The following is a 26,191-nucleotide window of genomic DNA, read 5'->3' on the forward strand; positions in this document are numbered from 1 at the left end:
CCGGAAGAACGGGTCCCGTCCGCGGGACCTCAGTAGAACCGGACGGGTAGGCCCGTCACAGCCGTGTCGAGCGGTCGCCGCTCGGGTGCTCGCCGCGCCCGACGACGGCAAGCGGGGTGGTACCGCGGCTCGCTTCTCCCTCGGTCACCGGGGAGGGGTGGTCGTCCTCGCACGAGCACGTCCCGGACCACCGCCTGCCACTCACGATGGAGCCACTGAGCCATGGCCTACCCTCTGCACCGCACCGACGACACCGCCCCTGACGGTCAGGGCCACCAGATCCCCGCCAGCCCGAACCTGCCCGCGCTCGAGCGTGGCGTGCTCTCGTACTGGTCGAAGGACGACACGTTCATCGCGTCGGTCGAGCGCCGCGAGGCGGGCCAGGACGGCGACAACGAGTTCGTCTTCTACGACGGCCCCCCGTTCGCGAACGGCCTGCCGCACTACGGCCACCTCCTGACGGGCTACGCCAAGGACGTCGTGCCGCGCTACATGACGATGCGCGGCAAGCGCGTCGAGCGCCGCTTCGGCTGGGACACGCACGGTCTGCCCGCCGAGCTCGAGGCCGAGCGCGTGCTGGGCATCACCGACAAGTCGCAGATCGAGGCCATGGGCATCGCCGCGTTCAACGAGGCCTGCCGCGAGTCCGTGCTCCGGTACACGGACGAGTGGAAGGACTACGTGACGCGCCAGGCGCGCTGGGTCGACTTCGAGAACGACTACAAGACGCTCGACATCACCTTCATGGAGTCGGTGATCTGGGCGTTCAAGCGCCTGTACGACAAGGGCCTCGCGTACGAGGGCTACCGCGTGCTGCCGTACTGCTGGCGTGACGAGACGCCGCTGTCGAACCACGAGCTGCGCATGGACGACGACGTGTACCAGTCGCGCCAGGACCCGGCGCTCACGGTCGGGTTCCGCCTCTCGGGCGACGTCGCGGACGACGCCGCGTCTCCCGCGGCGGGGGCGCTCGTCCTCGTGTGGACCACGACTCCCTGGACGCTGCCCTCGAACCTGGCGGTCGCCGTCGGGCCGGACGTCGACTACGTCGTGGTGCGCGCCGGCACCGGCTCGGCCGTGGCGGGGGACACGGTCGTGCTCGCGGCAGCCCGGCTGGGCGCGTACACCAAGGAGCTCGGGGAGGACGCCGAGGTCCTGGCGACCGTCAAGGGCGCCGACCTCGCAGGCCTGCGCTACACCCCGGCCTTCGACTACTTCACGGACCGCTCGGCCGAGGGCTGGCCGAACGCGCACCAGGTGCTCGTGGCCGACTTCGTGACGACCGAGGACGGCACGGGCATCGTCCACCTCGCCCCCGCCTTCGGTGAGGACGACATGGCCGTGTGCGACGCCGCGGGCATCGTGCCCGTCGTGCCCGTCGACGCCCGTGGGCGCTTCACCAACGCGGTCCCCGACTACGCGGGCGCGCAGGTCTTCGACGCCAACCCCCAGGTCATCAAGGACCTCAAGGAGGGCACGGGACCGCTCGCGCGCGTCGACGCCGCCTCGCGCGCCGTCGTGCTGCGCCACGAGACCTACCAGCACTCCTACCCGCACTGCTGGCGCTGCCGGAACCCCCTGATCTACAAGGCGGTCTCGAGCTGGTTCGTGCGCGTGACCGAGTTCCGCGACCGCATGGTCGAGCTCAACCAGGACATCACCTGGACGCCCGAGCACATCCGTGACGGCCAGTTCGGCAAGTGGCTCGCGGGTGCGCGCGACTGGTCGATCTCGCGCAACCGCTACTGGGGCACGCCCATCCCCGTGTGGGTCTCGGACGACGCGAACTACCCCCGCATCGACGTCTACGGCTCGATCGCCGAGCTCGAGGCGGACTTCGGCGTGCCCGTCACCGACCTGCACCGCCCCTTCATCGACGACCTGACGCGCCCCAACCCGGACGACCCCACCGGGAGGTCCGTCATGCGCCGCATCCCCGACGTCCTGGACGTGTGGTTCGACTCGGGCTCGATGCCGTTCGCCCAGGTGCACTACCCGTTCGAGAACGCCGACTGGTTCGAGCACCACTACCCGGGCGACTTCATCGTCGAGTACATCGGCCAGACCCGCGGCTGGTTCTACACGCTGCACGTCCTGGCCACCGCCCTGTTCGACCGTCCGGCGTTCCGCTCGGCCGTCTCGCACGGGATCGTGCTCGGCTCCGACGGGCGCAAGATGAGCAAGTCGCTGCGCAACTACCCGGACGTCTCCGAGGTCCTGGACCGCGACGGCTCCGACGCGATGCGCTGGTTCCTCATGAGCTCGCCCATCCTGCGCGGCGGGAACCTCATCGTGACCGAGGACGGCATCCGCGACTCGGTGCGCCAGGTGCTGCTGCCGCTGTGGAGCACCTACTACTTCTTCACCCTGTACGCGAACAACGCCGACGGCGGCGCGGGGTACACCGCGCAGCGGGTCGCCCCCGAGCGCGTCGCCGACCTCCCGGCTCTCGACCGCTACCTGCTGGCGCGCACGCACGACCTGGTCGGGACCGTCACGACCCAGCTCGACGCCTACGACATCGCCGGGGCGTGCGAGACCGTGCGCGAGCACCTCGACCTGCTGACCAACTGGTACGTCCGCACGCAGCGCGACCGCTTCTGGGACGAGGACGCGGACGCGTTCGACACGCTGTGGACGGCCCTCGAGGTGCTCACGCGCGTCATGGCACCGCTCGCGCCCCTGCTCTCGGAGGAGGTCTGGCGCGGGCTCACGGGCGGGCGCAGCGTGCACCTGACCGACTGGCCGAGCGTCGTGGCCGGAGCCCCCGACTCGCTCGCGGGCGTCCTGGTCGCGAACGCCGCGCTCGTCGACTCGATGGACCTGGTCCGCTCGGTCGCCTCGCTCTCGCTGGGTCTGCGCAAGGCGCACTCGCTGCGCGTGCGTCAGCCCCTGAGCACCCTGACCGTCGTGACCGAGGACCCGGCGGCGCTCACGCCCTACGCCGACCTGCTCGCCCGCGAGCTCAACGTCAAGACCGTGCGCTTCCTCGACCTGGAGTCGGGGGCCGCGGACGAGTTCGGCGTCTCGCAGAAGCTCACCGTCAACGCGCGGGCTGCGGGTCCGCGCCTGGGCCGCGGCGTCCAGGCGGTCATCAAGGCCGCCAAGGCGGGCGCATGGCGCGTGGGCGACGACGGGTTCGTCGTCGTCGAGACGCCCGACGGCGACGTGCCGCTGCTCGGCTCGGAGTACGAGCTGACGACCGTGGTGCTCGCCGAGCAGGGCCACGACGAGGTCGACCCGGCGGCGCCGTCGATCGCGGCGGCAGTGCTGCCCACGGGCGGGTTCGTCGTCCTCGACCTCGGGCTGGACGACGCGCTCCTGGCCGAGGGGTACGCGCGCGACATCGTGCGCGAGGTCCAGGACGCCCGCAAGGCCGCAGGCCTCGAGGTCTCCGACCGGATCGACCTGTCGCTCTCGGTGCCCGGCCCCTGGCAGGGGGCGGTCGAGGACCACCGCGAGCTCATCGCGGGCGAGACCCTCGCCGTGAGCGTGACGATCGACCTGTCGCCGACCGACGCGCGCCAGGTCCTCGTGACCAAGGCCGCCTCGAGCGTCGGCGTGTCCGGGACGGAGGCGCAGGCGTGAGCGGCATCCGCGTGGGCCGGGGCGCCGGCGAGCGCCCCGGCGACAAGGACGCGCGCCGCCCCGGCGGTGCCGGGCACCAGCGCACGGCAGAGGAGGCCGCCGCGCTGGAGGACCTCGCCACGGTGTACGCGCACATCATGGACCGTGCTCCCGAGCACGACATCGACCCGACGCTCGAGCGCGTGCAGCGGGTCCTCGAGCTCCTGGGCGACCCCCAGAAGGCCTACCGGACCGTCCACATCACGGGGACCAACGGGAAGACGTCGACCTCGCGCATGGTCGAGCGGCTCGTGCGCGAGCACGGCCTGCGCACCGGACGCTTCACGAGCCCGCACCTGACGTCGGTCACCGAGCGCATCGCGATCGACGGCGACCCCGTGACCCCGGCACGCTTCGTCGAGATCTGGGAGGACGTCGCGCCGTACGTCGGCGTGGTCGACCGCGAGTCGCAGGAGGCCGGCGGCCCGAGGCTGAGCTTCTTCGAGGTGCTCACGGTCATGGCCTTCGCCGCGTTCGCCGACGCCCCCGTGGACGTCGCGATCGTCGAGGTCGGCATGGGCGGCAGCTGGGACTCGACCAACGTCGTGGACGGCGACGTCGCGATCGTGACGCCCATCTCGATCGACCACACGCGCTGGCTCGGCCACACGATCGAGGAGATCGCGACCGAGAAGTCCGGGATCGTCAAGGAGGGCGCGGTCGTCGTGCTCGCCGAGCAGAGCGACGTGGCCGAGGCCATCGTGATCGAGGCGGCCGCCGCCAAGGACGCCCGCGTCCTGCGCGAGGGCCAGGACATCGCGGTCGCCGGACGCACGCCGGCGGTCGGGGGACAGGTCGTCGACCTGCGCACCCCGGCAGGTCTGTACACGCAGATCTTCCTGCCCATGATCGGCGAGCACCAGGCGCACAACGCCCTGCTCGCCCTCTCGGCGACCGAGGCGCTGCTCTCGGGTGGTCGCGCGCTCGACGGCGGGGTCGTCGAGGCCGCGTTCGGCGACGTGTCGTCGCCGGGTCGTCTCGAGGTCCTGCGGTCGAGCCCCACCGTGATCGTCGACGCGGCCCACAACCCCGCGGGGGCCGAGGCGCTCGTCGCGGCCGTCGACGAGGCGTTCGAGTTCGAGAGGCTCATCGGGGTCGTCGCGATCATGGGCGACAAGGACTCCGAGCAGATCCTGTCGGTGCTCGAGCCCGTGCTCGCCGAGATCGTCGTGACGCGCAACTCGGCCGAGCGCTCGGCCGACCCGGCGGACCTCGCCGAGATCGCGGTCGACGTGTTCGGGGAGGACCGGGTCCACTCGGCCGAGCGGCTCGACGAGGCGCTCGCCATCGCGGTCGACCTGGCCGAGCGCGACGACTCGGTCGGGGTCGGCGTCGGGACCGGCGTCCTCGTGACCGGGTCCGTGATCACCGCGGCCGACGTGCGGATCCTGCTCGGGCGCGGCTGACGCCTCCCGCACGACCACCGCGCAGGGCGCCCCTCGGACGAGGGGCGCCCTGCGTCGTCGGCGCGCACCCGGCGACGGTCCGGCTCCCTGCGTGCCGGGTGCCGCGCGGGGGTGTTTGATGGGGGGACGGGCACCGGGGGCACGCGTCACCGGTGCGCGAGCAGTGCACGCGGCCGCCCGGTGCCGCAGCAGTCCGACGAAGGGATGCGCCATGAAGAAGCTGCTCAACGACCCGCAGGACGCGGTGACCGAGTCGCTCGACGGGTTCGAGCTGGCTCACGCCGACCTGGTCGAGGTCCACCGCGCGCCGCTGTACGTCTCGCGTGCGGGCGGTGCGGTGCCCGGCAAGGTCGGGCTCGTCAGCGGGGGCGGCGCGGGGCACGAGCCCCTGCACGCGGGCTTCGTGGGCGCCGGGATGCTCGACGCCGCCGTACCCGGTGCGGTGTTCACCTCTCCCACGCCGGACCAGATCGTGCCGGCGATCCTCGGAGCCGACTCGGGAGCGGGCGTGCTCGCGATCGTCAAGAACTACACGGGCGACGTGCTCAACTTCGAGACCGCGCTCGAGCTCGTCGAGGCCGAGGGCACGCAGGCCGCCAGCATCCTCGTCAACGACGACGTCGCGGTCGAGGACTCCCTCTACACCGCGGGTCGTCGTGGCGTGGCCGGGACGGTCGCGGTCGAGAAGATCGCCGGGGCCGCCGCCGACCGCGGGGACGACCTGGGCAAGGTCACCGAGATCGCCGGCCGGGTCGTCGCCAACGTCCGCTCGATGGGGGTCGCGCTGAGCGCCTGCACGGTGCCGCACGTGGGCAAGCCCAGCTTCGACCTCGGCGACGACGAGATCGAGATCGGCATCGGGATCCACGGCGAGCCGGGCCGCCACCGCATCCCCCTGGCCTCCGCGGACGAGATCACGGGCATGCTCGTCGACGCCGTGGCCGAGGACCTGCGGCTCGAGGGCGGCGAGCGAGTGTTGCTGTTCGTTAACGGAATGGGCGGTACGCCCCAGTCCGAGCTCTACGTCGTCTATCGTCAGGCGAGGAGGCTGCTCGAGGCGCGCGGCGTGGCGGTCACCCGCTCGCTCGTGGGCAACTACGTCACCTCGCTGGAGATGCAGGGGGCCTCGGTCACCGTGCTCCGGCTGGACGACGAGCTGACCGCGCTCTGGGACGCGCCCGTGCACACCGCCGCGCTGCGGTGGTGACTCCGGTCGTCCCCCGAGAGCCGGGGGACGGCGCATCCGGGGCGGTTCTCGCGAACCACCCCGGCCAGTAGTGAAAGGGCGATTGATGACGCTGGACGTTGCGTGGGCTGTGCGCTGGATGAGGGATGCGGCGACGATGATCGTGTCGGCGCGGGACGAGCTCACCGAGCTGGACCGTCAGATCGGCGACGGCGACCACGGCGAGAACCTGAACCGAGGGTTCCAGGCGGTCGTCGCCAAGCTGGACGGGCTGGAGGCCGAGCCCGCGCAGATCGGTGACGTGCTCAAGCTCGTGGCGACGACGCTCATGTCGTCGGTCGGAGGCGCCTCGGGGCCCCTCTACGGCACCGCGTTCCTGCGCGCGGCCAAGGTCACCGGCCTGGCAGAGCTCGACTCCTCGGCCGTCGTCGCGCTGCTCGAGGGTGCGCTCGAGGGCATCACCGCGCGCGGCAAGGCTGCGCCGGGCGAGAAGACCATGGTCGACGCCTGGCAGCCCGCGGTCGACGCCGCGGTCGTCGCGGCGGACTCCGGAGCGGACCCCGTGGGCGTCCTCGAGGCGGCGCTCGCCGCGGCCGAGGCGGGGGCCCTCGCGACGGTCCCCCTGCTCGCGACCAAGGGTCGGGCGAGCTACCTGGGCGAACGGAGCATCGGGCACCAGGACCCGGGGGCGACGTCGACCGTCGTGATCCTGCGGGCTGCGGTCGCGGCCGCCACCGCTCCCGGTGAATGATGGCCCGATGACTACCCCACAGGTCGGCGATCGCGCACGGATCGCCCTGGTGCTCGTGTCCCACTCTGCCCGTCTCGCGCAGGGGGCGGCCGAGCTCGCTGCCCAGATGGCTCCCGGCGTGCTGCTCCTGCCCGCAGGTGGCACCGACGACGGCAGCCTGGGGACGAGCTACGACGTGGTGTCTACCGCGGTCGACGAGGGCCTCGTGGGGACCGAGGGGGTCGTGGTGCTCGCCGACCTGGGGTCGGCGGTCATGACGATCGAGTCGGTCATCGAGCTCGACGACTCGCTCGAGGGTCGTGTCGTCCTCGCGGACGCCCCGTTCGTCGAGGGGGCGGTCGCCGCCGCGGTCACGGCGCACGGAGGGGGCAGCCTCGCCGAGGTGCTCGCCTCGGCGGAGGCAGCGGGCAGCACCTTCGCGCAGAGCGCGGCCGGGGTCGGGGGAGAGTTCGTCCCCGCTGCCGGGCCGGCGGACCAGCTCGCGGGCGCCGCGGGCATCGAGGACGACTCGCCGGGCGCCCCGCGCGCGGTCACGCTGCGCAACCCGCTCGGCCTGCACGCCCGTCCGGCGGCGATCCTCGCCCGACTCGTCGCGGGGTACGACGCGAAGGTCACCATCAACGGCGTCAACGCGGCGAGCGTGCTCGAGATGATGAAGCTGGGCGCGACCGGGGGGCGTGAGCTCGTGATCGCGGCCGAGGGCCCCCAGGCGAGCGAGGCCCGGGACGCGGCGATCGCCGCGGTCGAGGGGGGCTTCGGCGAGGTCTGACGCACCGCCCTCCGCCCTCCGCGCCCCGGCGACGGTGGCGGCGGCGGCAGGTCGCCCGTGACCGGCGTCACGTGAATACTGCATTGCCTGCAAAGTTGCACGACGTGTAATGTTGCATGCTGTGCAGAACATCGTCGAGCCCTCCGCAGCCCCCACGGGGCTGCGCGAGCGCAAGAAGCGCGAGCGCCGCGAGGCGCTCATCGACGCCGCCCAGACCCTCGTGCTCGAGCGGGGTCTGGACGACGTCACGGTCGAGGACATCTGCTCCTCGATCGGCGTCTCGGCGCGGACGTTCTTCAACTACTTCGCGTCGAAGGACGACGCGGTGCTCGGGGTCGAGGAGTTCTCACCGTCTCCCGTCGCCGTCGACGCCTTCGTCGGGGGCGGCCCCACGGGGGACCTCCTGGACGACCTCCAGGCGCTCGTCGCCGACCTGCTCGCCCACCAGGTCATGTCCCTCGACCGCGTGCACCGGGCGATCGAGCTCGTCGAGCGCGAGCCCCGGCTCCTCGCCCGCCACATGTGGTGGATCGAGAACCTGCGCACGGGCCTCATCGACGTGTTCGACCGGCGCCGCGCCGCCCACCCGTTCGTCCCCGAGCCCGAGCTGCTCGCCATGGTCGTGATGAGCCTCCTGCGCACCACGACCCTCGAGTGGGAGCGCCTCGGGCGCACGGGCGAACCCGTCGACCACCTCGGCTCGGTCGTCGCCCAGCTCCGTGCTCTCGTCTGTCCGGGGTCCACGCCGGGCTGACGGCGTCTCGCACCACCTCTCTCGCTCCCCTTCGCACCCGCGGTCCGCGTCCGCCGGGTGGCTCCCCACCGACCTGAACGGATTCCTCATGCCCACCTCCCGCTCCACGACACCGGCCTCGCCTGCCGGGTCCGGCGCGTCTCCCGCGGAGAGCGGCAAGCCGCTCATCGTGCTGACGCAGCGCACCGTCTGGCTGATCTTCGGCGCGCTCATGGCCTCGATGTTCCTGTCCTCGCTCGACCAGTCGATCGTCGGCACCGCGATGCCGACCATCGTCGGCGAGCTGCACGGCGTCGAGCACCAGGGTTGGGTCATCACGGCCTACATCCTGGCGATCGCGATCGTCATGCCCCTCTACGGCAAGTTCGGCGACCTGTGGGGTCGCCGCTGGCCGTTCCTCGTGGCGATCGGCCTGTTCACCGTCGCCTCCGCGGGTGCGGGCTTCGCGCAGACGTTCCCCGAGCTCGTCGCGTGGCGCGCGGTCCAGGGCCTCGGTGGCGGTGGCCTCATGATCCTGTCGCAGGCGATCATCGCCGACATCGTCCCGGCCAAGGACCGCGGCAAGTACATGGGCCCCATGGGTGCCCTGTTCGGCATCGCGGCCGTGATCGGCCCGCTGCTCGGCGGCTGGTTCACCGAGGGGCCGGGCTGGCGCTGGGCCTTCTGGATCAACGTCCCGATCGGCATCGCGGCGTTCCTCGTCGCGTGGTTCACGCTCAAGCTCCCGAGCCACCGTTCGGGTCGCAAGATCGACGTCGCGGGCATCTTCTTCCTCGTGGTCGGGACGTCCGGGATCGTCCTGCTCACGAGCTGGGAGTCGCTGACCTCGAGCCGGGGCTACGACTGGTCCGACCCCAAGCTGCTGGGCATGGTCGCCGCGACCCTCGCGTCGATCGCCCTGTTCGTCGTGGTCGAGCGTCGTGCGGAGGAGCCCCTCCTCCCGCTGCACCTCTTCAAGAACCGCACGTTCACCATCGCGACGCTCATCGGCCTCGTGCTCGGCATGGGCATGTTCTCCGCGCTCGCGTTCCTGCCGACGTTCCTGCAGATGTCGACCGGTGCGGGCGTGACCGAGTCCGGCTTCCTCATGCTGCCCATGATGGTGGGCGTCATGCTCACGGCGATCGGGTCCGGGTTCGCGATCACCAAGACGGGCCGCTACAAGATCTACCCCGTCGCGGGCCTCGCGATCACGACCGCGGGCATCATCTGGCTCACGACGATCACGGGCGACATGTCCATGGTCCTGTTCGGCGCCATGATCTTCGTGATGGGCGCCGGCATGGGTCTGGTCATGCAGACCATCGTGCTGGCCGTCCAGAACTCCGTGGACCCCCACGAGATCGGGACCGCGACGAGCGCGAACAACTTCTTCCGGGAGATCGGTGCGGCCGTGGGCACGGCGCTCTTCAGCACGATCTTCACGACGCGCCTGTCGGCCAACCTCGCCGAGGTCATCCCCGGCGGCGCGGCCACGGGTGGGGGAGAGGCGTCGAGCCTGACCCCTGCCGCGGTCCAGGCCCTCCCGGAGCCCGTCAAGACGGGCGTGATCGACGCCTTCACGAACGCTCTCGCCCCGGCGTTCTGGTACCTGGTCCCGCTCGTCGTCGTGGGCTTCGTGCTCGCGCTGTTCCTCAAGGAGGTCAAGCTCTCGGGCGAGGCCGGCATGGTCGCCCGCGGCGAGGCGATCGCCGACCCCCGGGGTGAGCTCGTCGAGGGCGCGCAGGACGCCCCGGCGCGCGACGCCGTCGGGCCGGACGGGGCGAGCATCCCCGCGGGGGACGACCCGACGGGCGCCCCCGCCCGGCAGGACGCGCCGGTAAACTGAACCGCGTGAGCTCCACCATCGAACCGGCCGACAAGCCGGCAGAGCAGGTCCGGCCCGCCGCGTCCTCCGCCCCCTCGGGCGAGGACGTGGCGGGCCCGCCCCGCATCAAGGCCAAGAAGTCCGCGAAGATCCAGTTCACGTCGACGACGCTGCTGCTCGAGGCCTTCCTCGTGCTGTTCGCGACCCTCGTCGCGTTCGGCCTGCGGACCGTGCCCTACGCGTGGCCGGACCGGATGCAGGTGCCCTCGGGCCCCGCGATCTGGATCGTGGGCGGGACGCTCATGGTCGTGCTGATCCTCCTCAGCCGCATGGTCGGCGGGCCGGGCGGCTACGTCGCGGGCTCGGTCGTGCAGCTCCCCGTGATCGCGTGCGGCTTCGCGGTGCCGCTGATGTTCCTGGTCGGGGGCATCTTCGTGGTCCTATGGATCGTGTCGCTGCGGCTCGGCGGACGGATCGACCGCGAGCGCGCCGCGTACGACGCCGAGCACCCGGAGACCGCACCGAACATGTGAGCGCGGCCGGTAGGGTCGTGCGCATGACTGATGTTGCAGCCCCCGTCGTCGCCGACGCGCTCTCCGAGACCATCGAGCGCACCCTCGTCCTCGTCAAGCCCGACGGCGTCCGCCGCGGCCTGTCGGGAGAGATCCTGCGCCGCGTCGAGGCCAAGGGGTACACCCTGGCCGCCGTCCGGCTCCTCGACGCCACCCCCGAGCTCCTCGCGGCGCACTACGCCGAGCACGAGGGCAAGCCGTTCTTCGCACCGCTCGTCGACTTCATGCTCTCGGGCCCGATCCTCGCGGTCGTCGCCGAGGGGCAGGGCGTCGTCCCGGGCTTCCGCTCGCTGGCCGGCACGACCGACCCGACGGCGGCCGCCCCCGGCACCATCCGCGGCGACCTGGGTCGTGACTGGGGCCTGAAGGTCCAGCAGAACCTGGTCCACGGCTCGGACTCCCCGGAGTCGGCGGCCCGCGAGATCGCGCTCTGGTTCCCGGCTCTCTGAGCACCACCCGCACCACCGGCAGGCGCTCCCGTCGCACGACGGGGGCGCCTGCGGTCGTCGGCGAGGAGGACGGGGAACACCACCGCCTCCCCATTTCACCCGCAGATCCGCACTAGGCTCTGACCCGTGCACCTCAAGACCCTGACCCTCCGCGGGTTCAAGTCGTTCGCGTCGGCGACGACCCTGCGCTTCGAGCCGGGCGTGACGTGCGTCGTCGGGCCGAACGGTTCGGGCAAGTCGAACGTGGTCGACGCCCTGTCCTGGGTCATGGGGGAGCAGGGCGCCAAGTCGCTGCGCGGCGGCAAGATGGAGGACGTCATCTTCGCGGGCACGGCGGGGCGCCCGCCGCTCGGTCGCGCCGAGGTGTCGTTGACGATCGACAACACCGACGGCGCCCTGCCGATCGACTACTCCGAGGTGACGATCTCCCGGACCCTGTTCCGCAACGGCGGGTCGGAGTACGCGATCAACGGGTCGTCGTGCCGCCTGCTGGACATCCAGGAGCTGCTCTCGGACTCGGGCATCGGGCGCGAGATGCACGTGATCGTCGGGCAGGGGCAGCTCGACGCGGTGCTGCGGGCGACGCCCGAGGAGCGGCGCGGCTTCATCGAGGAGGCCGCGGGCGTCCTCAAGCACCGCAAGCGCAAGGAGAAGGCGCTGCGCAAGCTCGACGCGATGCAGGCGAACCTCACCCGGCTGGGGGACCTGACCGCGGAGATCCGTCGTCAGCTCGGGCCGCTCGGACGCCAGGCGCAGATCGCGCGCAAGGCGCAGGTCGTCCAGCGCGACCTGCGCGACGCCCGGGCGCGCCTGCTCGCGGACGACCTCGCACAGCTCACCGCGACGCTCGAGCAGGAGATCGCGGACGAGTCGGCGCTGCGGGCCCGGCAGGCCGAGGTCGAGCGGTCGCTCGCCGCGGCGCGCGAGGCCCTGGGGTCGTTGGAGGCGCAGGCCGCCGAGGCCGCCCCGGCCCTGGCTCGGGCGAGCGACGTCTGGTACCGGTTGTCGTCGCTCAAGGACCGCCTGGGCGGGACGCGCACGCTGGCCGCGGAGCGCCTGCGCCTGCTGGGGCGCCCGGAGACGGTCCAGCGGGGCCAGGACCCGAACGACCTCGACGCGCAGGCGGCACGGGCGCGTGCGGCCGAGCAGGAGCTCGAGTCGGAGGTGGCCGTCGCACGCGCGACGCTCGAGGCCGCCGTGGCGGAGCGGACCGCGGTCGAGGCGCAGGCGCAGACCGCGGAGCGCGCCCTCGCGACGCTGCTGCGCGGGGCCGCGGACCGCCGCGAGGGGCTCGCACGGCTCGCGGGTCAGGTCGCGGCGCGCCGCTCGCGCGTCGAGGCGACCGAGGCCGAGATCGGGCGGCTGCAGGAGAGCCTCGCGGAGGCCGAGCGGCGCGGGCACCAGGCGAACGTCGAGTTCGCGTCCCTCGAGACGCAGGTCGTGGGCGTCGAGGAGGGCGAGGAGGGCCTGGACGCCGAGCACGAGGAGGCGGCCGACGCCGTCGAGCGGACAGGGGCCGTCGTCGCCGGGCTGCGCGCCGAGGAGCAGACCGCCGACCGCGACCGCGCGACGTGGAGCGCCCGGGTCGAGGCGCTCGAGATGAGCCTGGTCCGCAAGGACGGAGCGGGTGCCCTGCTGGCCGCCGACGGCGTGGCCGCGCTCGGGTCGCTCGCGGCGCTGCTGAGCATCGACGCGGGGTACGAGGACGCGATCGCGGCGGCCCTCGGTCCGGCCGCGGACGCCGTCGCGGTCGAGAGCCTCGAGGCGGCGGTCGACGCGCTGCGTCATCTGCGGCAGGAGGACGCGGGCCGGGCGAGCCTCGTGGTCGGTGGCGGCACGCGTCCGTCGTCGGGGGTGGGGGAGTCCACCGCACTGCCCGACGGCGCCACGTGGGCCGTGCGGGTCGTCACGCCCGCGCGCTCGGTCGCCTCGGCGGTCGAGCTCCTGCTCGACGGCGTGGTCGTGGTCGAGGACCTCGCGCAGGCGCGTGCGCTCGTGGCGGCGTCGCCGCAGGTCACCGCTGTGACCATGGGCGGGGACCTGCTCGGTGCGCACAGCGCGTGGGGCGGCTCGGCGACCGCGCCGAGCGTGCTGCACCTGCAGTCGGCCCTGGACGAGGCGACGACGGCCCGGGACGACGCGACCGCTCGCGGTGAGCGGACGCGGTTCGCGCTCGTGGGGGCGATCGAGGAGGCCGAGGGGGCGCAGCAGCGCTACGACGCGACCCTGGAGCGGCTCAACGAGTCCGACGCCGCGCTGGCCGCCGTCGCCGAGCAGCTCGGGCACCTGGGGGCCACGGCTCGCGCGGCTGCGGCCGAGTCGGCCCGCGTCCGGGCCAACCTCGACAGGGCGCAGGCCACGCTGGTCACCGAGCAGGCCGAGCTCGCGGGCCTGGTCGTCCGGCACGACGAGGCCGAGGCGGCCCCGGAGCAGACCGAGGAGTCCGTCGCGGCGGCGACCGCCGCCCGCGACGAGGCCAACGCTCTCGCGACCGCGACCCGCGCGGCGGAGACCGAGGCCCGTCTCGCGCTGCGCACGAGCGAGGAACGAGCGCGGGCCCTGACCGGACGCGCGCAGTCCCTCGCCCGGGCGGCGGCGGCCGAGCGGGCCGCGCGCGAGCGGGCTGCGGCACGTGAGGCCGCCAGGGTGCGTCAGGCGGGCCGCGCGGAGGCCGTGCGCGACGGAGCAGAGGTGGCCCTGGCGGCGATCGAGCGGTCGCTCGCGCGGGCAGGTGACGAGCGGGCGGCAGCCGAGGCGGCGCGGGGCGAGCTGGACGCCGCGGTGACCGCTCGTCGGGCGGAGGTCGACGCGCTCGCCGGTCAGCTCCGCGAGCTCACCGACGTCGCTCACCGCGACGAGGTCGCCCGTGCCCAGCAGCAGCTGCGGATCGAGCAGCTCCAGGAGCGCAGCGTCACCGAGCTCGGGCTGGACCCCGAGGTCCTGCTCGACGAGCTCGGCCCCGACCGTCCCGTCCCCGTGCTCGCCGAGGACGGCACGGTCCGCGAGGACGAGGACGGGGAGCCCGTGACCGAGCCGTACGTGCGGGCCGCGCAGGAGAAGCGGCTGCGTTCCGCCGAGCGCGCCCTGGGGCAGCTCGGGAAGGTCAACCCGCTCGCGCTCGAGGAGTTCGCCGCGCTCGAGGAACGGCACACGTTCCTCACGACCCAGCTCGCCGACCTCAAGAAGTCCCGCGCGGACCTGCTGGAGATCGTCCGCGAGATCGACGAGCGCGTCGAGCAGGTCTTCACCGAGGCGTACCACGACACGGCGGAGCAGTTCGTGCACGTGTTCGGACGGATGTTCCCCGGAGGCGAGGGGCGCCTGGTCCTGACGAACCCCGAGGACATGCTCACGACCGGCATCGAGGTCGAGGCCCGCCCGGCGGGCAAGAAGGTCAAGCGTCTGTCGTTGCTGTCGGGCGGCGAGCGCTCGCTGACCGCGGTCGCCCTCCTCGTCGCGATCTTCAAGGCACGGCCGAGCCCCTTCTACGTCATGGACGAGGTCGAGGCCGCGCTCGACGACGTGAACCTGGGGCGCCTGCTCGAGATCTTCCGTGAGCTCCAGGAGGACTCGCAGCTCATCGTCATCACGCACCAGAAGCGGACGATGGAGATCGCGGACGCGCTGTACGGGGTCACGATGCGCGGGGACGGCGTCACGACCGTCATCAGCCAGCGGCTGCGCGACGAGGTCGGTGTGTGACGGACGTCTCGGGTGGTGCGGCGCACGCAGCGCGCTGCCGCCCGAAGCGTGGAGAGCCTGTCGACCCGCACGATCCTGCGGGTTCCCCGGTGTGAAGATGCTGTACCGATCCTCGGACTCGCCGGTCTCCTTCAGGTCTCACCCGGTCGCCCCGGTGATACTTGACGGATGCTCTGGATGTACGTGTTCCTCGGGATCGCGCTCGTGGCGGCCATCGTGGTCTTCCTGTTCGCGAGCGTCGTCACGCGCATCGACGACCGCAACGAGCGCCAAGGCCCACCCGTCGGTATCCGGGGGTTCTGGCGTGACTTCCGCTCGGGCCTGTCGAGGTGGCGCCGCCGGTCGGACGACGACCGCGCAGCCGGGTCGGCGGCACCGGTCGACACGGGCATGGAGGAGTTCTTCGCGGCGACCGAGGTCGCCGACCCCGCGTACATGGACGCCGACGAGATCACCGACGTCCTGCACCGGGCCCGCGAGCGGGCCGCGCACACGCTGCACGGTGCCACGGTGCGGCGCCCGCACACCGGCTCCGTGCGCTCGGTCCCTGCGACCCCGCCCGCGGGACCGACCGCCCACCAGGACTGATGCGGTCCGGCCGCCCGCACCGCGCGCCGGGATTTGAGAGACTTCGACGGTGAACGATCTCCTCTGGCTCTGGATCACCCTCGCCGTCCTCGTCGTCGTCTCGGTCGGTCTCGTCGGCTTCCGCCGTCGCTCCGGGACGCGCGCGACCCTCCCGCCGCCCGCCACAGGTGCGACCACCGACTCCGCGGAGGAGCCCGCCCCGGTGCCCGAGCCAGGGTCCGTGGCCACGGCAGAGGCTCCGACCGACCTCGAGGCCCCGCCCGCGGTCGAGGTGCCCGAAGCCGTCGGCGGCCGCCTCGCCAGGCTGCGCGGCCGCCTCGCCCGGTCGGGGTCGCCGCTCGGTTCCAAGCTGCTCGCGGTGCTCTCGCGCGACCACCTGACCGAGGACGACTGGGACGAGCTCGAGGAGACGCTGCTCCTCGCGGACGTCGGCGCCGGTCCCGCGGGCGAGCTCATCGAGTCGCTCCGCACCCGTGTGCGGGTCCTGGGCGTCCGCGACCCGGCGAGCGTCCGTGACCTGCTCCGCGAGGAGCTCGTCGCGCTCGTCGACCCGAGCCTCGACCGCTCCCTCGCGACGGCCCCGCAGACTGCCGAGGACGGGACCCGGCTCCCCGCCGTCGTGCTCGTCGTCGGGGTCAACGGCACGGGCAAGACGACGACCGTGGGCAAGCTCGCGCGCGTCCTGGTCGCGGAGGACCGCACCGTCGTGCTCGGCGCGGCCGACACGTTCCGGGCCGCGGCGGCCGACCAGCTCGAGACCTGGGGTGCCCGCGTCGGCGTGCGCACGGTGCGCTCCGACCGTGACGGAGCCGACCCGGCGGCGGTCGCGTTCGACGCCGTCCGCACCGGCCGCGCGGAGGGGGTCGACGTCGTGCTCGTCGACACGGCCGGCCGTCTCCAGAACAAGGCGGGCCTCATGGACGAGCTGGGCAAGATCCGGCGCGTCATCACCAAGGAGGCGCCGCTCTCCGAGGTGCTGCTGGTCCTCGACGCCACGACGGGCCAGAACGGCCTCAACCAGGCACGGGTGTTCGGCGAGATCGCCGGGGTCACGGGCATCGTGCTGACCAAGCTCGACGGCACCGCCAAGGGCGGGATCGTCGTCGCGGTCCAGCGCGAGCTGGGCGTGCCGGTCAAGCTCGTGGGCCTGGGCGAGGGACCTGACGACCTGGCGCCGTTCGACCCGCAGGAGTTCGTCGACGGGCTCCTGGGCGACTGACGTCGCGCGAGGCGACCACGTCCCGGGGGCCGACGGCCCCCGGGACGGCCCGTGGCCGACCGGGAAACGCAACGTTTACACACGAGTGCTCCCCGTTACACCTCCGTCACCGTGCGAGCGTCGCGGGGAAACTCCGCTGCCCGACTCTTGACCTGTCCGGCCGCCCGGCTGGCGAGGTGAGAGGCGACAGCGCATGCCATTCGAACTTGACACTGGAAACACGGCCTGGCTCCTGACGTCGGCCGCCCTGGTGCTGCTGATGACCCCGGCCCTGGCGTTCTTCTACGGCGGCATGGTCCGCGGCAAGAGCGTCCTGAACATGATGATGATGAGCTTCGGCGCGATCGCCGTCGTCGGGATCGTCTGGGTCCTGTGGGGCTACTCGATGACCTTCGGGTCCGACGTGGCAGGCATCTTCGGCAACCCGACCGAGTTCTTCGGTCTGGCCCCCCTGACCGACGACGCGAACAGCCTCCTGGCAGGCAGCGGCGTCCCGGCCCTCGTGGCGGCAGGGTTCCAGGCCACCTTCGCGATCATCACGGTCGCCCTGATCAGCGGCGCGATCGCCGACCGTGCGCGCTTCGGCGCCTGGCTCGTCTTCGCGGGCGTCTGGGTCACGCTGGTCTACTTCCCGCTCGCCCACATGGTGTGGGGCGGTGGCCTCCTCGGCGCCGGGGAGAACGGCATCGCGGCCGCGATCTACGGTGTGACCGACGGCATCGCCAACGTGGCCCCCATCGACTTCGCGGGCGGCACGGTCGTCCACATCAACGCCGGTGTGGCCGGCCTGGTGCTCGCGCTGATCATCGGCAAGCGCAAGGGCTTCGGCAAGGAGCCCATGCGGCCGCACAACCTCCCGTTCGTGATGCTCGGTGCGGCGCTCCTGTGGTTCGGCTGGTTCGGCTTCAACGCCGGTTCGGCCGGTGCCGCGAACGAGGTCGCCGGACTGGCCTGGGTCAACACCACGGTCGCGACGTGCGCGGCGATGGGCGCCTGGCTGCTGACCGAGCGGCTGCGTGACGGCCACGCGACGAGCCTGGGTGCTGCGTCGGGGGTCGTCGCGGGTCTGGTCGCCATCACGCCGGCGGCCGCCGCCGTCAACCCGATCGGTGCGATCGCCCTGGGCGCCGTCGCCGGCGTCCTGTGCGCACTCGCTGTCGGCCTGAAGTACCGCTTCGGCTACGACGACTCGCTCGACGTCGTCGGGGTCCACCTCGTCGGCGGCCTCGTCGGCACCGTCCTGATCGGGCTGCTGGGCACCGACACGGGGCTGCTCTACGGCGGAGGGATCGACCAGCTGGTGATCCAGGTCGTCATCGCGCTGGCCGCCGTGATCTTCTCCGGGGTGCTCACGTTCGTCATCGGGTTCGTCATCAAGGTGACGATGGGCTGGCGGATCAGCGAGGAGGCCGAGGTCGGCGGTATCGACCTGGCAGAGCACGGAGAGACCGCATACGAGACCATCGCGCAGGGTCGTGTCATCCAGGAGGTCAGGGCATGAAGCTCGTCACAGGAATCATCCAGCCGCACCGTCTCGACGACGTGAAGTCGGCGCTCGAGGCCGCAGGGGTCCGCGGCATGACCGTCAGCGAGGCCAGCGGCTACGGCCGGCAGAAGGGCCACACCGAGGTCTACCGCGGTGCCGAGTACACCGTGGACCTCGTCCCGAAGGTCCGCGTCGAGGTCCTCGTGGACGACGAGGACGCGGCGACCGTCACCGAGGTCGTCGTCAAGGCGGCCCAGACGGGCCGGATCGGCGACGGGAAGGTGTGGACCATCACGGTCGACGACGTCGCGCGGGTCCGGACGGGCGAGCACGGCGCGGGCGCCCTCTAGGGCGGTTCGCACGGGCCGCATGGGCGGGCGGCACGAACGGTGGGAACGGTGCGACGCGGGTGACGGAGGCAGAGCCGAGATGACCGGTACGGCAGACGCAGGAAGGGCCCGTGGCACCGACGGACCGACGGAGGCCCCGCACCCCACAGGGGTGCGGGGCCTCCGGGCCGAGATGCTCGAGGTGGCCCGGGGGCTCAGCGGCCCGGGCAGCTCGGGGGTGGCGCGACGGTCGGCGGTCTGCACCCTGGTGACCGACCGGCTGCGGGCGCTGTGGGACGAGGCGACCGCGGGGGAGAGCGTCGAGGGGATCGCGCTCGCTGCGGTCGGGAGCCTCGGCCGGGCGGACATGGGCCCGGCGAGCGACCTGGACCTCGTGCTCGTGCACGACGGGCGCGGGCGCACGGCCGACCAGGTCGCGGCGGTCGCCGAACGGCTCTGGTACCCCCTGTGGGACGCCGGGGTGGACCTCGACCACGCGGTGCGATCGTTGTCGCAGTGCCGCCAGGTCGCGTCCAAGGACGTGCCCGCTGCGGTGGGCTGGCTCGACGTGCGAGCCGTCGCGGGGGACGCGCTCGTGGTCCACCGGGCGGCGTCGGCGGTCCTCACGGACTGGCGGTCGGCCTCGCGTCGTCGGCTGCCGGAGCTGTTGTCCTCGATCAGGGAGAGGGCCGAGCGGTCGGGGGAGCTCGCGTACCTGATCGAGCCCGACCTCAAGGACGCCCGCGGCGGCATCCGGGACGCGGTGGTCCTGTCGGCGCTCGCGGCGACGTGGCTCACGGACCGCCCGCACGGGACGGTCGACCGCGCGTACGCGCACCTGCTCGACGTGCGCGACGCGGTCCAGGTCGTCACCGGGCGGCACACGAACAAGCTGCTGCTCGCGGACCTCGACGAGGTCGCGGCGACGAGCGGCCACGACGACCCCGACGAGCTCCTGGCGAGCCTCGCGGAGGCGGGCAGGGAGATCTCCTACGCCCTCGACACCACGGTCCGGCGGGCGCGCCAGGCCCTCCAGCGACCGAGCGTCGCGCAGCGACCGGTCCTGGTCCGGGGCCGCCGTGCGGCGCCCCGGCTGCGCTCGGTCGGCGACGGGCTCGTCGAGCACGACGGCGAGCTGGTCCTCGCGATCGACGCGCACCCCGAGACGGACCCCCTGCTCGCGCTGCGAGCGGCGGCGACCGCGGCCCGCACGGGTCTGACACTGTCACCGGTCTCGGTCAGCAGCCTCGCGCACTGCCCGCCCCTGCCCGAACCGTGGCCCAAGGCCGCGCGCGCGTCGTTCCTCTCGCTCCTGGGGAGCGGTCCGGCCCAGGTCGCGGTGTGGGAGGCGCTCGACCTCGTGGGCGTCGTGACGACGTGGATCCCGGAGTGGGCCGGGGTGCGCAACCGGCCCCAGCGCGCGGCGATCCACCGGCACACGGTCGACCGCCACCTCGTCGAGACGGTCGCACGTGCTGCGCGCGACCGCAGGACGGTCGAGCGGGGCGACCTCCTGCTGCTCTCGGCGCTGTTCCACGACATCGGCAAGCGCCGGGGTGCGCAGGACCACTCCGAGGAGGGCGCGCGCCTCGTCCCGGGCATCCTGCGCCGCATGGGCTTCGGTGACGGGGTGCCCGACGACGTCGCGCGCCTCGTGCGTCATCACCTCACCCTGTCGCGGCTCGCCGTCTCGGCGGACCCGGACGACCCGGCGACTGTCGCAGAGCTCGCCGCTGCCGTCGGGCACCGACGAGACCTCCTGGACGTGCTGCGCGCGCTGACCGAGGCCGACTCCTCCTCGCTCGGACCGGTGGGCTGGACCGCGTGGCGCGCGCGCCTCGTGGACGACCTGACGGCCGCGACCCGGGCGACCCTGCCCGAAGGGCCGTCCCCGACCGGTAGGCTGGGGACTTCCCTGATTCACGAGCGGTAAGGATGACGCGGTGTTCGCCACGCTGTCAGATCGATTGACGTCGACCTTCAAGAACCTGCGGAGCAAGGGCCGTCTCTCCGAGGCGGACATCGACGCCACGATCCGTGAGATCCGGCGCGCGCTCCTCGACGCGGACGTCGCTGTGCCCGTCGTCAAGGACTTCACCGGTGCGATCCGGGAAAGAGCCCTGTCGGCCGAGGTCTCCGGCGCGCTCAACCCTGCCCAGCAGGTCGTCAAGATCGTCAACGAGGAGCTCGTCGCGATCCTCGGCGGCGACAGCCGCGGGCTGCGCCTGGCGAAGAACCCGCCGACCGTCATCATGCTCGCGGGCCTCCAGGGCGCCGGCAAGACGACCCTGGCGGGCAAGCTCGCGCTGCACCTGCGCGAGCAGGGGCACACCCCGCTGCTCGTCGCCGCGGACCTCCAGCGGCCCAACGCGGTCAACCAGCTCTCGGTCGTGGGCGAGCGTGCCGGCGTGCCGGTCTACGCCCCGCTGCCGGGCAACCAGGGGGCCGAGGGCGAGTCGGGCACGAGCGTCGGCGACCCGGTCCAGGTCGCCCGCGACGGCGTCGAGACCGCGCGCCAGCGCCAGCACGACGTCGTGATCGTCGACACCGCGGGCCGCCTCGGCGTCGACGCCGAGCTCATGCGGCAGGCCGCGGACATCCGCGACGCCGTGAACCCTGACGAGATCCTGTTCGTCATCGACGCGATGATCGGCCAGGACGCCGTCGCGACGGCCAAGGCCTTCGAGGAGGGCGTCGACTTCACGGGCGTCGTCCTGTCGAAGCTCGACGGCGACGCCCGCGGTGGTGCCGCGCTGTCGGTCGCGCGCGTCACGGGCCGTCCGATCCTCTTCGCGTCGACCGGTGAGAAGCTCACCGACTTCGAGGCGTTCCACCCCGACCGCATGGCGTCGCGCATCCTGGACATGGGTGACGTGCTCACGCTCATCGAGCAGGCCGAGAAGGCGTTCGACGCCGACGAGGCCGCGAAGATGGCCGAGAAGGTCGCCAGCGGGCAGGACTTCACGCTCGCGGACTTCCTCGTCCAGATGCAGCAGATGCGCAACATGGGCTCCATGAAGAAGATGCTCGGCATGCTGCCCGGCATGGGGCAGATGCGTGAGGCGCTCGACAACTTCGACGAGCGCGAGGTCGACCGCATCGAGGCCATCATCCGCTCGATGACCCCGGGCGAGCGTGACAACCCCAAGATCATCAACGGGTCGCGCCGTGCGCGCATCGCCCGCGGTTCGGGTGTCACGACGAGCGACGTCAACCAGCTCCTCGACCGGTTCGCCGGTGCGCAGAAGATGATGCGCCAGATGAGCCGCGGCGGCGGGATGCCCGGCATGCCCGGCATGGGGAACCTGCCCGGGATGGGCGGCAAGAAGGCTCGCGGCCGCGTCGCGCCGCCCGCCAAGGGGCGCAAGGCCAAGTCCGGCAACCCCGCCAAGCGTGCCGCGGAGGAGGCGGCCCGCCAGGCGCGTGCCCTCGGTGGACCGGCGACGCCCCCGGCCGCGCCCGGTGCGGCGTTCGGCGCCCTGGGCGGTGCCAAGAGCGCCCAGAAGTCGCCCGACCCGGCCGATCTCCAGCTCCCGCCCGACCTGGAGAAGTTCCTGGGGCGCTAGCGCGCTAGGTTATGTCCTGCAGGTCACGGTGGCCCTCACCGTGACCTCCGTCAGTCCGTCCGTCCCGCCTCCGGTCCGTCCGGGTCGGGCGAGCCCGACCGCCCGAGAACTGGGAGTCCGATGTCCGCGCTCGAAGGCCCCTCGCTGCACCTCCGGGGGCACATCCTCCTGGGAGACGATCGTGAGGTGTCCGACCTCTGGGTCAAGGACGGTCACGTCACGCTGACGCGGCCCTCGGCGCAGGGCACCAACATGATGGCTCTCGAGGGGTGGGTCCTGCCCGGCCTCGTGGACGTCCACTGCCACGTGGGCCTCGGCAAGGACGGGGCGGTCGACAACGCGACCGCCCAGGCGCAGGCGATCGCGGACCGCGACAGCGGCGCGCTCCTCCTGCGCGACGCCGGTTCGCCCCTGGACACGCGGTGGGTCCGGACGCGGCGCGACCTGCCGCGTCTCGTGCGCGCCGGGCGGCACATCGCGCGTCCCAAGCGTTACCTGCGCGGCTACGGCCTCGAGCTCGACGACGTCGCGCAGCTCCCGGACGCCGTGCGCCAGGAGGCGCGTGCCGGCGACGGCTGGGTCAAGCTCGTGGGCGACTGGATCGACCGCGACCTGGGTGCCGACGGCGACCTGCGACCCCTCTGGCCCCAGGACGTGCTGACCGAGGCCGTCGCGGTCGCGCACGCCGAGGCCGCGCGGGTCACGGTGCACGCGTTCTCGAGCGAGGTCGTCCCGTCGCTGCTCGCGGCGGGCGTCGACTGCATCGAGCACGGCACCGGGATCCACCCCGACGACATGTACACGCTGTCCGAGCGTGGCGTCGCCGTGACGCCCACGCTCCTGCAGATCAACGAGTTCGAGAACATCGCCCGCCAGGCGGACGAGAAGTACCCGCTCTTCGCTGCGCGCCTGCGCGACCTGCACGAGCGCCGCTACGAGCAGGTCCGCCAGCTCCACGAGGCCGGCATCCAGCTCCTCGTCGGCACGGACGCCGGCGGGACGATCGGCCACGGCCGGATCGCCGACGAGTGCGCCGAGATGGTCGCAGCGGGCGTCCCGGTCGCCGACGTGGTCGCTGCCGCGAGCTGGCAGGGGCGCGAGTTCCTCGGGTACGGGGGACTCGTCGAGGGATCCAGCGCGGACCTGATCGTGTACCCGGCCGACCCGCGCGAGAACATCGAGGTGCTGCGGCACCCGACCGCGGTGATCCTGCGCGGGGAGATCGTGGCGCCGCTCTGAGAGGTGCGTCGCCTTCGTCGACGGCCGGTGGGCGTGGTCGCGGAGGGCTGGTGGCGCCGCTCTGAGAGGCGGGTCGCCTTCGCTGACGGGCGACGGGCGTGGTCGCGGAGGGCTGGTGGCGCCGCTCTGAGGGACCTGGTCCACGAGTCGTCGCGGGATGTTGGTCGGAGCGTGCCGGGTCTGGCACAATAGCCGGGTACTCGGCGTGCCCGGCCCCTCTCTCCGCGCAACGCCGTGTCCCGACACCGTGCTCACCTGGTCCCCACCGGGAGGACGCACGGGTCACCTCACCCAGAACCAGGAGAGACCACCACAGTGGCCACCAAGATTCGTTTGAAGCGTCTCGGCAAGATCCGTGCGCCGTACTACCGTGTCGTCGTCGCGGACTCGCGCACCAAGCGTGACGGTCGCGTCATCGAGGAGATCGGCAAGTACCACCCGACCGAGGAGCCGTCGCTCATCGACATCTCCTCCGAGCGTGCGCAGTACTGGCTGAGCGTCGGCGCGCAGCCGACCGAGCAGGTTCTCGTGCTCCTCAAGATCACGGGTGACTGGCAGAAGTTCAAGGGCCTGCCGGGTGCCGAGGGCACCCTGCGCGTCAAGGGCGAGAAGGTCGACCCCGCCGCCGCCATCGAGGCCGCCGCCAAGGACGCCGAGAAGGTCAAGGCCAAGGCTGCCGAGAAGAAGGCTGCTGCGCCGGTCGAGACCGAGTCCGCTGACGCGGCTGAGGCAGCCGAAGAGCAGGCCTGATGCTCGGCGAGGCGCTCGAGCACCTGGTGCGCGGGATCGTGGACAACCCGGACGCCGTCCGGGTCAACGCGAAGCCGCTGCGTCGGGGCGAGCTGCTCGAGGTCCGGGTCCACCCCGAGGACCTCGGTCGCGTCATCGGCCGCGGCGGGCGGACGGCCCGTGCCCTGCGCACGGTGATCGGTGCCCTGTCGGTCGACGGTCCGGTGCGTGTCGACGTCGTCGACGTCGACCGCCGCTGACGACGGCTGAGCGCAAGCCGAACCACAGCACGAACGTGACGGTCGGTCCGCCGACCCGCACGCCGACGAGGCCCGGTCCCCCTCAGGGTGGACCGGGCCTCGTCGTCTGCCCATCACCGGCAGCAGTCCGGCAGCAGTCCGGCCACAGCCCGGCCGCAGCCCGGCCCGCACCTGCTCGCGGGGTGCGACCAGGACGTGCGTCCGCACCGCACGGGTGACACCGTGGGAGCGCCCGGTCGACGGGCGCGTCCCACGCACGACGAGCACGAACACGACGAGAAGGAGCACACGATGCAGCTCACGGTGGCCCGTATCGGCCGCGCCCACGGACTGCGCGGCGAGGTCGCGCTGGACATGCGCACCGACAACCCCGAGGCGCGTCTCGTCGTCGGGTCCACGATCGACACCGAGCCCGCCGAGGCAGGACCGCTGACGATCGAGCGCGCGCGGCTGCACCAGGGCAAGTGGCTCGTGACGTTCGCAGGCGTGGCCGACCGCTCGGCGGCCGAGCGCATGCGCGGCATCACGCTCGTCGTCGAGGCCGACGTCTCCGACGAGGAGGACGCCTGGTACCCGCACGAGCTCGTGGGGCTGCGCGCCGAGCTCGAGGACGGCACCGTCGTGGGCGAGGTTCAGGGGCTCGAGCACCTCCCGGCGCACGACCTGCTCGTGCTCAAGGAGACCGACGGCACGCGCACGCTCGTGCCGTTCGTGCACGCGATCGTGCCCGTCGTGGACGTGCCGGGCGGCCGGGTCGTGCTCGACCCGCCGGGGGGCCTCCTGGCGCGCGACGCCGAGCTGCTCGAGGTCGCCGAGCCGACCCCCGGCTCCGCCGCCGACGGCGCCGACGAGCCCGACCTCGACGGCACGGACGAGGGCACGACCGACGGGGCGAACGACTGACGTGCGCATCGACATCGTCTCGATCTTCCCCGAGTACCTCGCCGCCCTGGACCTCTCGCTCGTCGGCAAGGCGCGCGTCGCCGGCCTGCTCGACCTGCGCGTCCACGACCTGCGCGACTGGACCACCGACCGCCACCGCACGGTCGACGACACGCCCTTCGGCGGGGGAGCAGGCATGGTCATGCGCCCCGACGTCTGGGGGCAGGCCCTCGACGAGCTGACCGCGTCCGGACCCGCGCACCTGGTGGTGCCGACGCCGTCGGGCACGACGTTCACCCAGCGCACCGCGGAAGCCCTCGCGACCGAGGACCAGCTCGTCTTCGCGTGCGGGCGCTACGAGGGGATCGACGCGCGCGTCGCCGAGCACTACCGGGCCGCCGGGCACCGCGTGAGCGAGCTCTCGATCGGAGACTACGTGCTCAACGGGGGAGAGGTCGCCTCGCTCGTCATGGTCGAGGCCGTCGCCCGCCTGCTGCCCGGCGTGATCGGCAACCCGGAGTCGCTCGTCGAGGAGTCGCACGGCGCCGCCGGGCTGCTGGAGTACCCCGTGTACACCAAGCCGCCCGTGTGGTCCGACCTCGAGGTGCCCGAGGTCCTGCTCTCGGGGCACCACGCGAAGATCCGTCGCTGGCGCCGTGACCGGGCGCTCGAGAAGACCTCCGCCCGCCGGCCCGACCTGATCGCCGCGCTCGACGCGAGCACCCTCGACAAGCACGACCGGGCCTTCCTCGCGACGCTCGGCTGGGAGGTGCGTGGGGGAGCCCTGCACCGGGTCCCGGGCAGCGCCGAACCCGCCCCCGGGGACACTGCCGGTGGTGTGGCAGAATAGACCCTTGGTGTGCGCCGGTC

At 72.7% G+C, this 26,191-nt stretch carries 21 protein-coding genes; all 21 read left to right on the forward strand.

Going from position 1 to position 26,191, the window contains the following annotated elements:
- Positions 1 to 222 precede the first annotated feature (222 nt).
- The 21 genes from ileS (at position 223) to trmD (ending at position 26,171) form a co-directional block, all read left to right on the forward strand.
- Positions 223 to 3,588: an isoleucine--tRNA ligase gene (gene ileS, locus ACFVQ3_RS08085; RefSeq protein WP_387637281.1), complete on the forward strand. Its 3,366-nt coding sequence runs from the start codon at positions 223 to 225 to the stop codon at positions 3,586 to 3,588.
- A complete protein-coding gene (locus ACFVQ3_RS08090; RefSeq protein WP_387637283.1) occupies positions 3,585 to 5,033 on the forward strand; it encodes a bifunctional folylpolyglutamate synthase/dihydrofolate synthase in 1,449 nt (482 codons plus the stop codon). Before ileS ends, ACFVQ3_RS08090 begins: the two co-directional genes overlap by 4 nt.
- 211 nt (positions 5,034 to 5,244) lie before the next feature.
- Positions 5,245 to 6,240 carry a dihydroxyacetone kinase subunit DhaK gene (dhaK, locus tag ACFVQ3_RS08095; protein ID WP_191790569.1) on the forward strand — a complete coding sequence of 332 codons (996 nt, stop codon included), beginning with the start codon at positions 5,245 to 5,247 and terminating at the stop codon, positions 6,238 to 6,240.
- An 85-nt stretch (positions 6,241 to 6,325) separates the two neighbouring features.
- The gene (gene dhaL, locus ACFVQ3_RS08100) at positions 6,326 to 6,970 is read left to right on the forward strand and encodes a dihydroxyacetone kinase subunit DhaL (protein WP_387637285.1); all 645 of its coding nucleotides are present in this window, start codon (positions 6,326 to 6,328) and stop codon (positions 6,968 to 6,970) included.
- A 7-nt stretch (positions 6,971 to 6,977) separates the two neighbouring features.
- Positions 6,978 to 7,739 carry a dihydroxyacetone kinase phosphoryl donor subunit DhaM gene (gene dhaM / locus ACFVQ3_RS08105; protein WP_387637288.1) on the forward strand — a complete coding sequence of 254 codons (762 nt, stop codon included), beginning with the start codon at positions 6,978 to 6,980 and terminating at the stop codon, positions 7,737 to 7,739.
- A 121-nt stretch (positions 7,740 to 7,860) separates the two neighbouring features.
- Positions 7,861 to 8,493 (forward strand): TetR/AcrR family transcriptional regulator, encoded by a 633-nt coding sequence (locus tag ACFVQ3_RS08110; protein ID WP_387637291.1) that lies wholly within the window; start codon positions 7,861 to 7,863, stop codon positions 8,491 to 8,493.
- An 88-nt stretch (positions 8,494 to 8,581) separates the two neighbouring features.
- Complete coding sequence (locus ACFVQ3_RS08115) at positions 8,582 to 10,321, forward strand: MDR family MFS transporter (protein ID WP_387637293.1); 1,740 nt, start codon at positions 8,582 to 8,584, stop codon at positions 10,319 to 10,321.
- Between the two features lie 5 nt (positions 10,322 to 10,326).
- Positions 10,327 to 10,833 carry a DUF4233 domain-containing protein gene (locus ACFVQ3_RS08120; protein WP_387637296.1) on the forward strand — a complete coding sequence of 169 codons (507 nt, stop codon included), beginning with the start codon at positions 10,327 to 10,329 and terminating at the stop codon, positions 10,831 to 10,833.
- A 23-nt stretch (positions 10,834 to 10,856) separates the two neighbouring features.
- Positions 10,857 to 11,321, forward strand: a complete 465-nt coding sequence (gene ndk, locus ACFVQ3_RS08125; protein ID WP_387637299.1) for a nucleoside-diphosphate kinase — start codon at positions 10,857 to 10,859, stop codon at positions 11,319 to 11,321.
- 126 nt (positions 11,322 to 11,447) lie between these two features.
- On the forward strand, positions 11,448 to 15,023 hold the full coding sequence (gene smc / locus ACFVQ3_RS08130) for a chromosome segregation protein SMC (protein ID WP_387637302.1): 3,576 nt from the start codon (positions 11,448 to 11,450) through the stop codon (positions 15,021 to 15,023).
- Positions 15,024 to 15,191: 168 nt separating this feature from the next.
- Positions 15,192 to 15,611 carry a hypothetical protein gene (locus tag ACFVQ3_RS08135; protein ID WP_387637305.1) on the forward strand — a complete coding sequence of 140 codons (420 nt, stop codon included), beginning with the start codon at positions 15,192 to 15,194 and terminating at the stop codon, positions 15,609 to 15,611.
- 49 nt (positions 15,612 to 15,660) lie between these two features.
- Positions 15,661 to 16,830, forward strand: coding sequence for a signal recognition particle-docking protein FtsY (gene ftsY / locus ACFVQ3_RS08140; protein ID WP_387637307.1), 1,170 nt, complete (start codon positions 15,661 to 15,663; stop codon positions 16,828 to 16,830).
- Positions 16,831 to 17,023: 193 nt separating this feature from the next.
- Positions 17,024 to 18,331, forward strand: a complete 1,308-nt coding sequence (locus ACFVQ3_RS08145) for an ammonium transporter (protein WP_387637309.1) — start codon at positions 17,024 to 17,026, stop codon at positions 18,329 to 18,331.
- Positions 18,328 to 18,666 carry a P-II family nitrogen regulator gene (locus ACFVQ3_RS08150; protein ID WP_377678366.1) on the forward strand — a complete coding sequence of 113 codons (339 nt, stop codon included), beginning with the start codon at positions 18,328 to 18,330 and terminating at the stop codon, positions 18,664 to 18,666. Before ACFVQ3_RS08145 ends, ACFVQ3_RS08150 begins: the two co-directional genes overlap by 4 nt.
- A gap of 79 nt (positions 18,667 to 18,745) precedes the next feature.
- Positions 18,746 to 20,578 (forward strand): [protein-PII] uridylyltransferase, encoded by a 1,833-nt coding sequence (locus tag ACFVQ3_RS08155; protein ID WP_387637312.1) that lies wholly within the window; start codon positions 18,746 to 18,748, stop codon positions 20,576 to 20,578.
- Between the two features lie 10 nt (positions 20,579 to 20,588).
- Positions 20,589 to 22,211: a signal recognition particle protein gene (gene ffh, locus ACFVQ3_RS08160; RefSeq protein WP_387637315.1), complete on the forward strand. Its 1,623-nt coding sequence runs from the start codon at positions 20,589 to 20,591 to the stop codon at positions 22,209 to 22,211.
- Between the two features lie 120 nt (positions 22,212 to 22,331).
- Complete coding sequence (locus ACFVQ3_RS08165; RefSeq protein WP_387637317.1) at positions 22,332 to 23,450, forward strand: amidohydrolase family protein; 1,119 nt, start codon at positions 22,332 to 22,334, stop codon at positions 23,448 to 23,450.
- A 315-nt stretch (positions 23,451 to 23,765) separates the two neighbouring features.
- A complete protein-coding gene (rpsP, locus tag ACFVQ3_RS08170) occupies positions 23,766 to 24,200 on the forward strand; it encodes a 30S ribosomal protein S16 (protein ID WP_030150614.1) in 435 nt (144 codons plus the stop codon).
- Complete coding sequence (locus tag ACFVQ3_RS08175) at positions 24,200 to 24,439, forward strand: RNA-binding protein (RefSeq protein WP_030150613.1); 240 nt, start codon at positions 24,200 to 24,202, stop codon at positions 24,437 to 24,439. The genes rpsP and ACFVQ3_RS08175 overlap by 1 nt, the downstream gene beginning before the upstream one ends.
- Positions 24,440 to 24,730: 291 nt before the next feature.
- On the forward strand, positions 24,731 to 25,342 hold the full coding sequence (rimM, locus tag ACFVQ3_RS08180) for a ribosome maturation factor RimM (RefSeq protein ID WP_387637321.1): 612 nt from the start codon (positions 24,731 to 24,733) through the stop codon (positions 25,340 to 25,342).
- Position 25,343: 1 nt separating this feature from the next.
- The gene (gene trmD / locus ACFVQ3_RS08185) at positions 25,344 to 26,171 is read left to right on the forward strand and encodes a tRNA (guanosine(37)-N1)-methyltransferase TrmD (RefSeq protein ID WP_387637324.1); all 828 of its coding nucleotides are present in this window, start codon (positions 25,344 to 25,346) and stop codon (positions 26,169 to 26,171) included.
- Positions 26,172 to 26,191 lie beyond the last annotated feature (20 nt).

The organism is Oerskovia sp. NPDC057915, from assembly GCF_042887685.1.
GTDB lineage: Bacteria > Actinomycetota > Actinomycetes > Actinomycetales > Cellulomonadaceae > Oerskovia.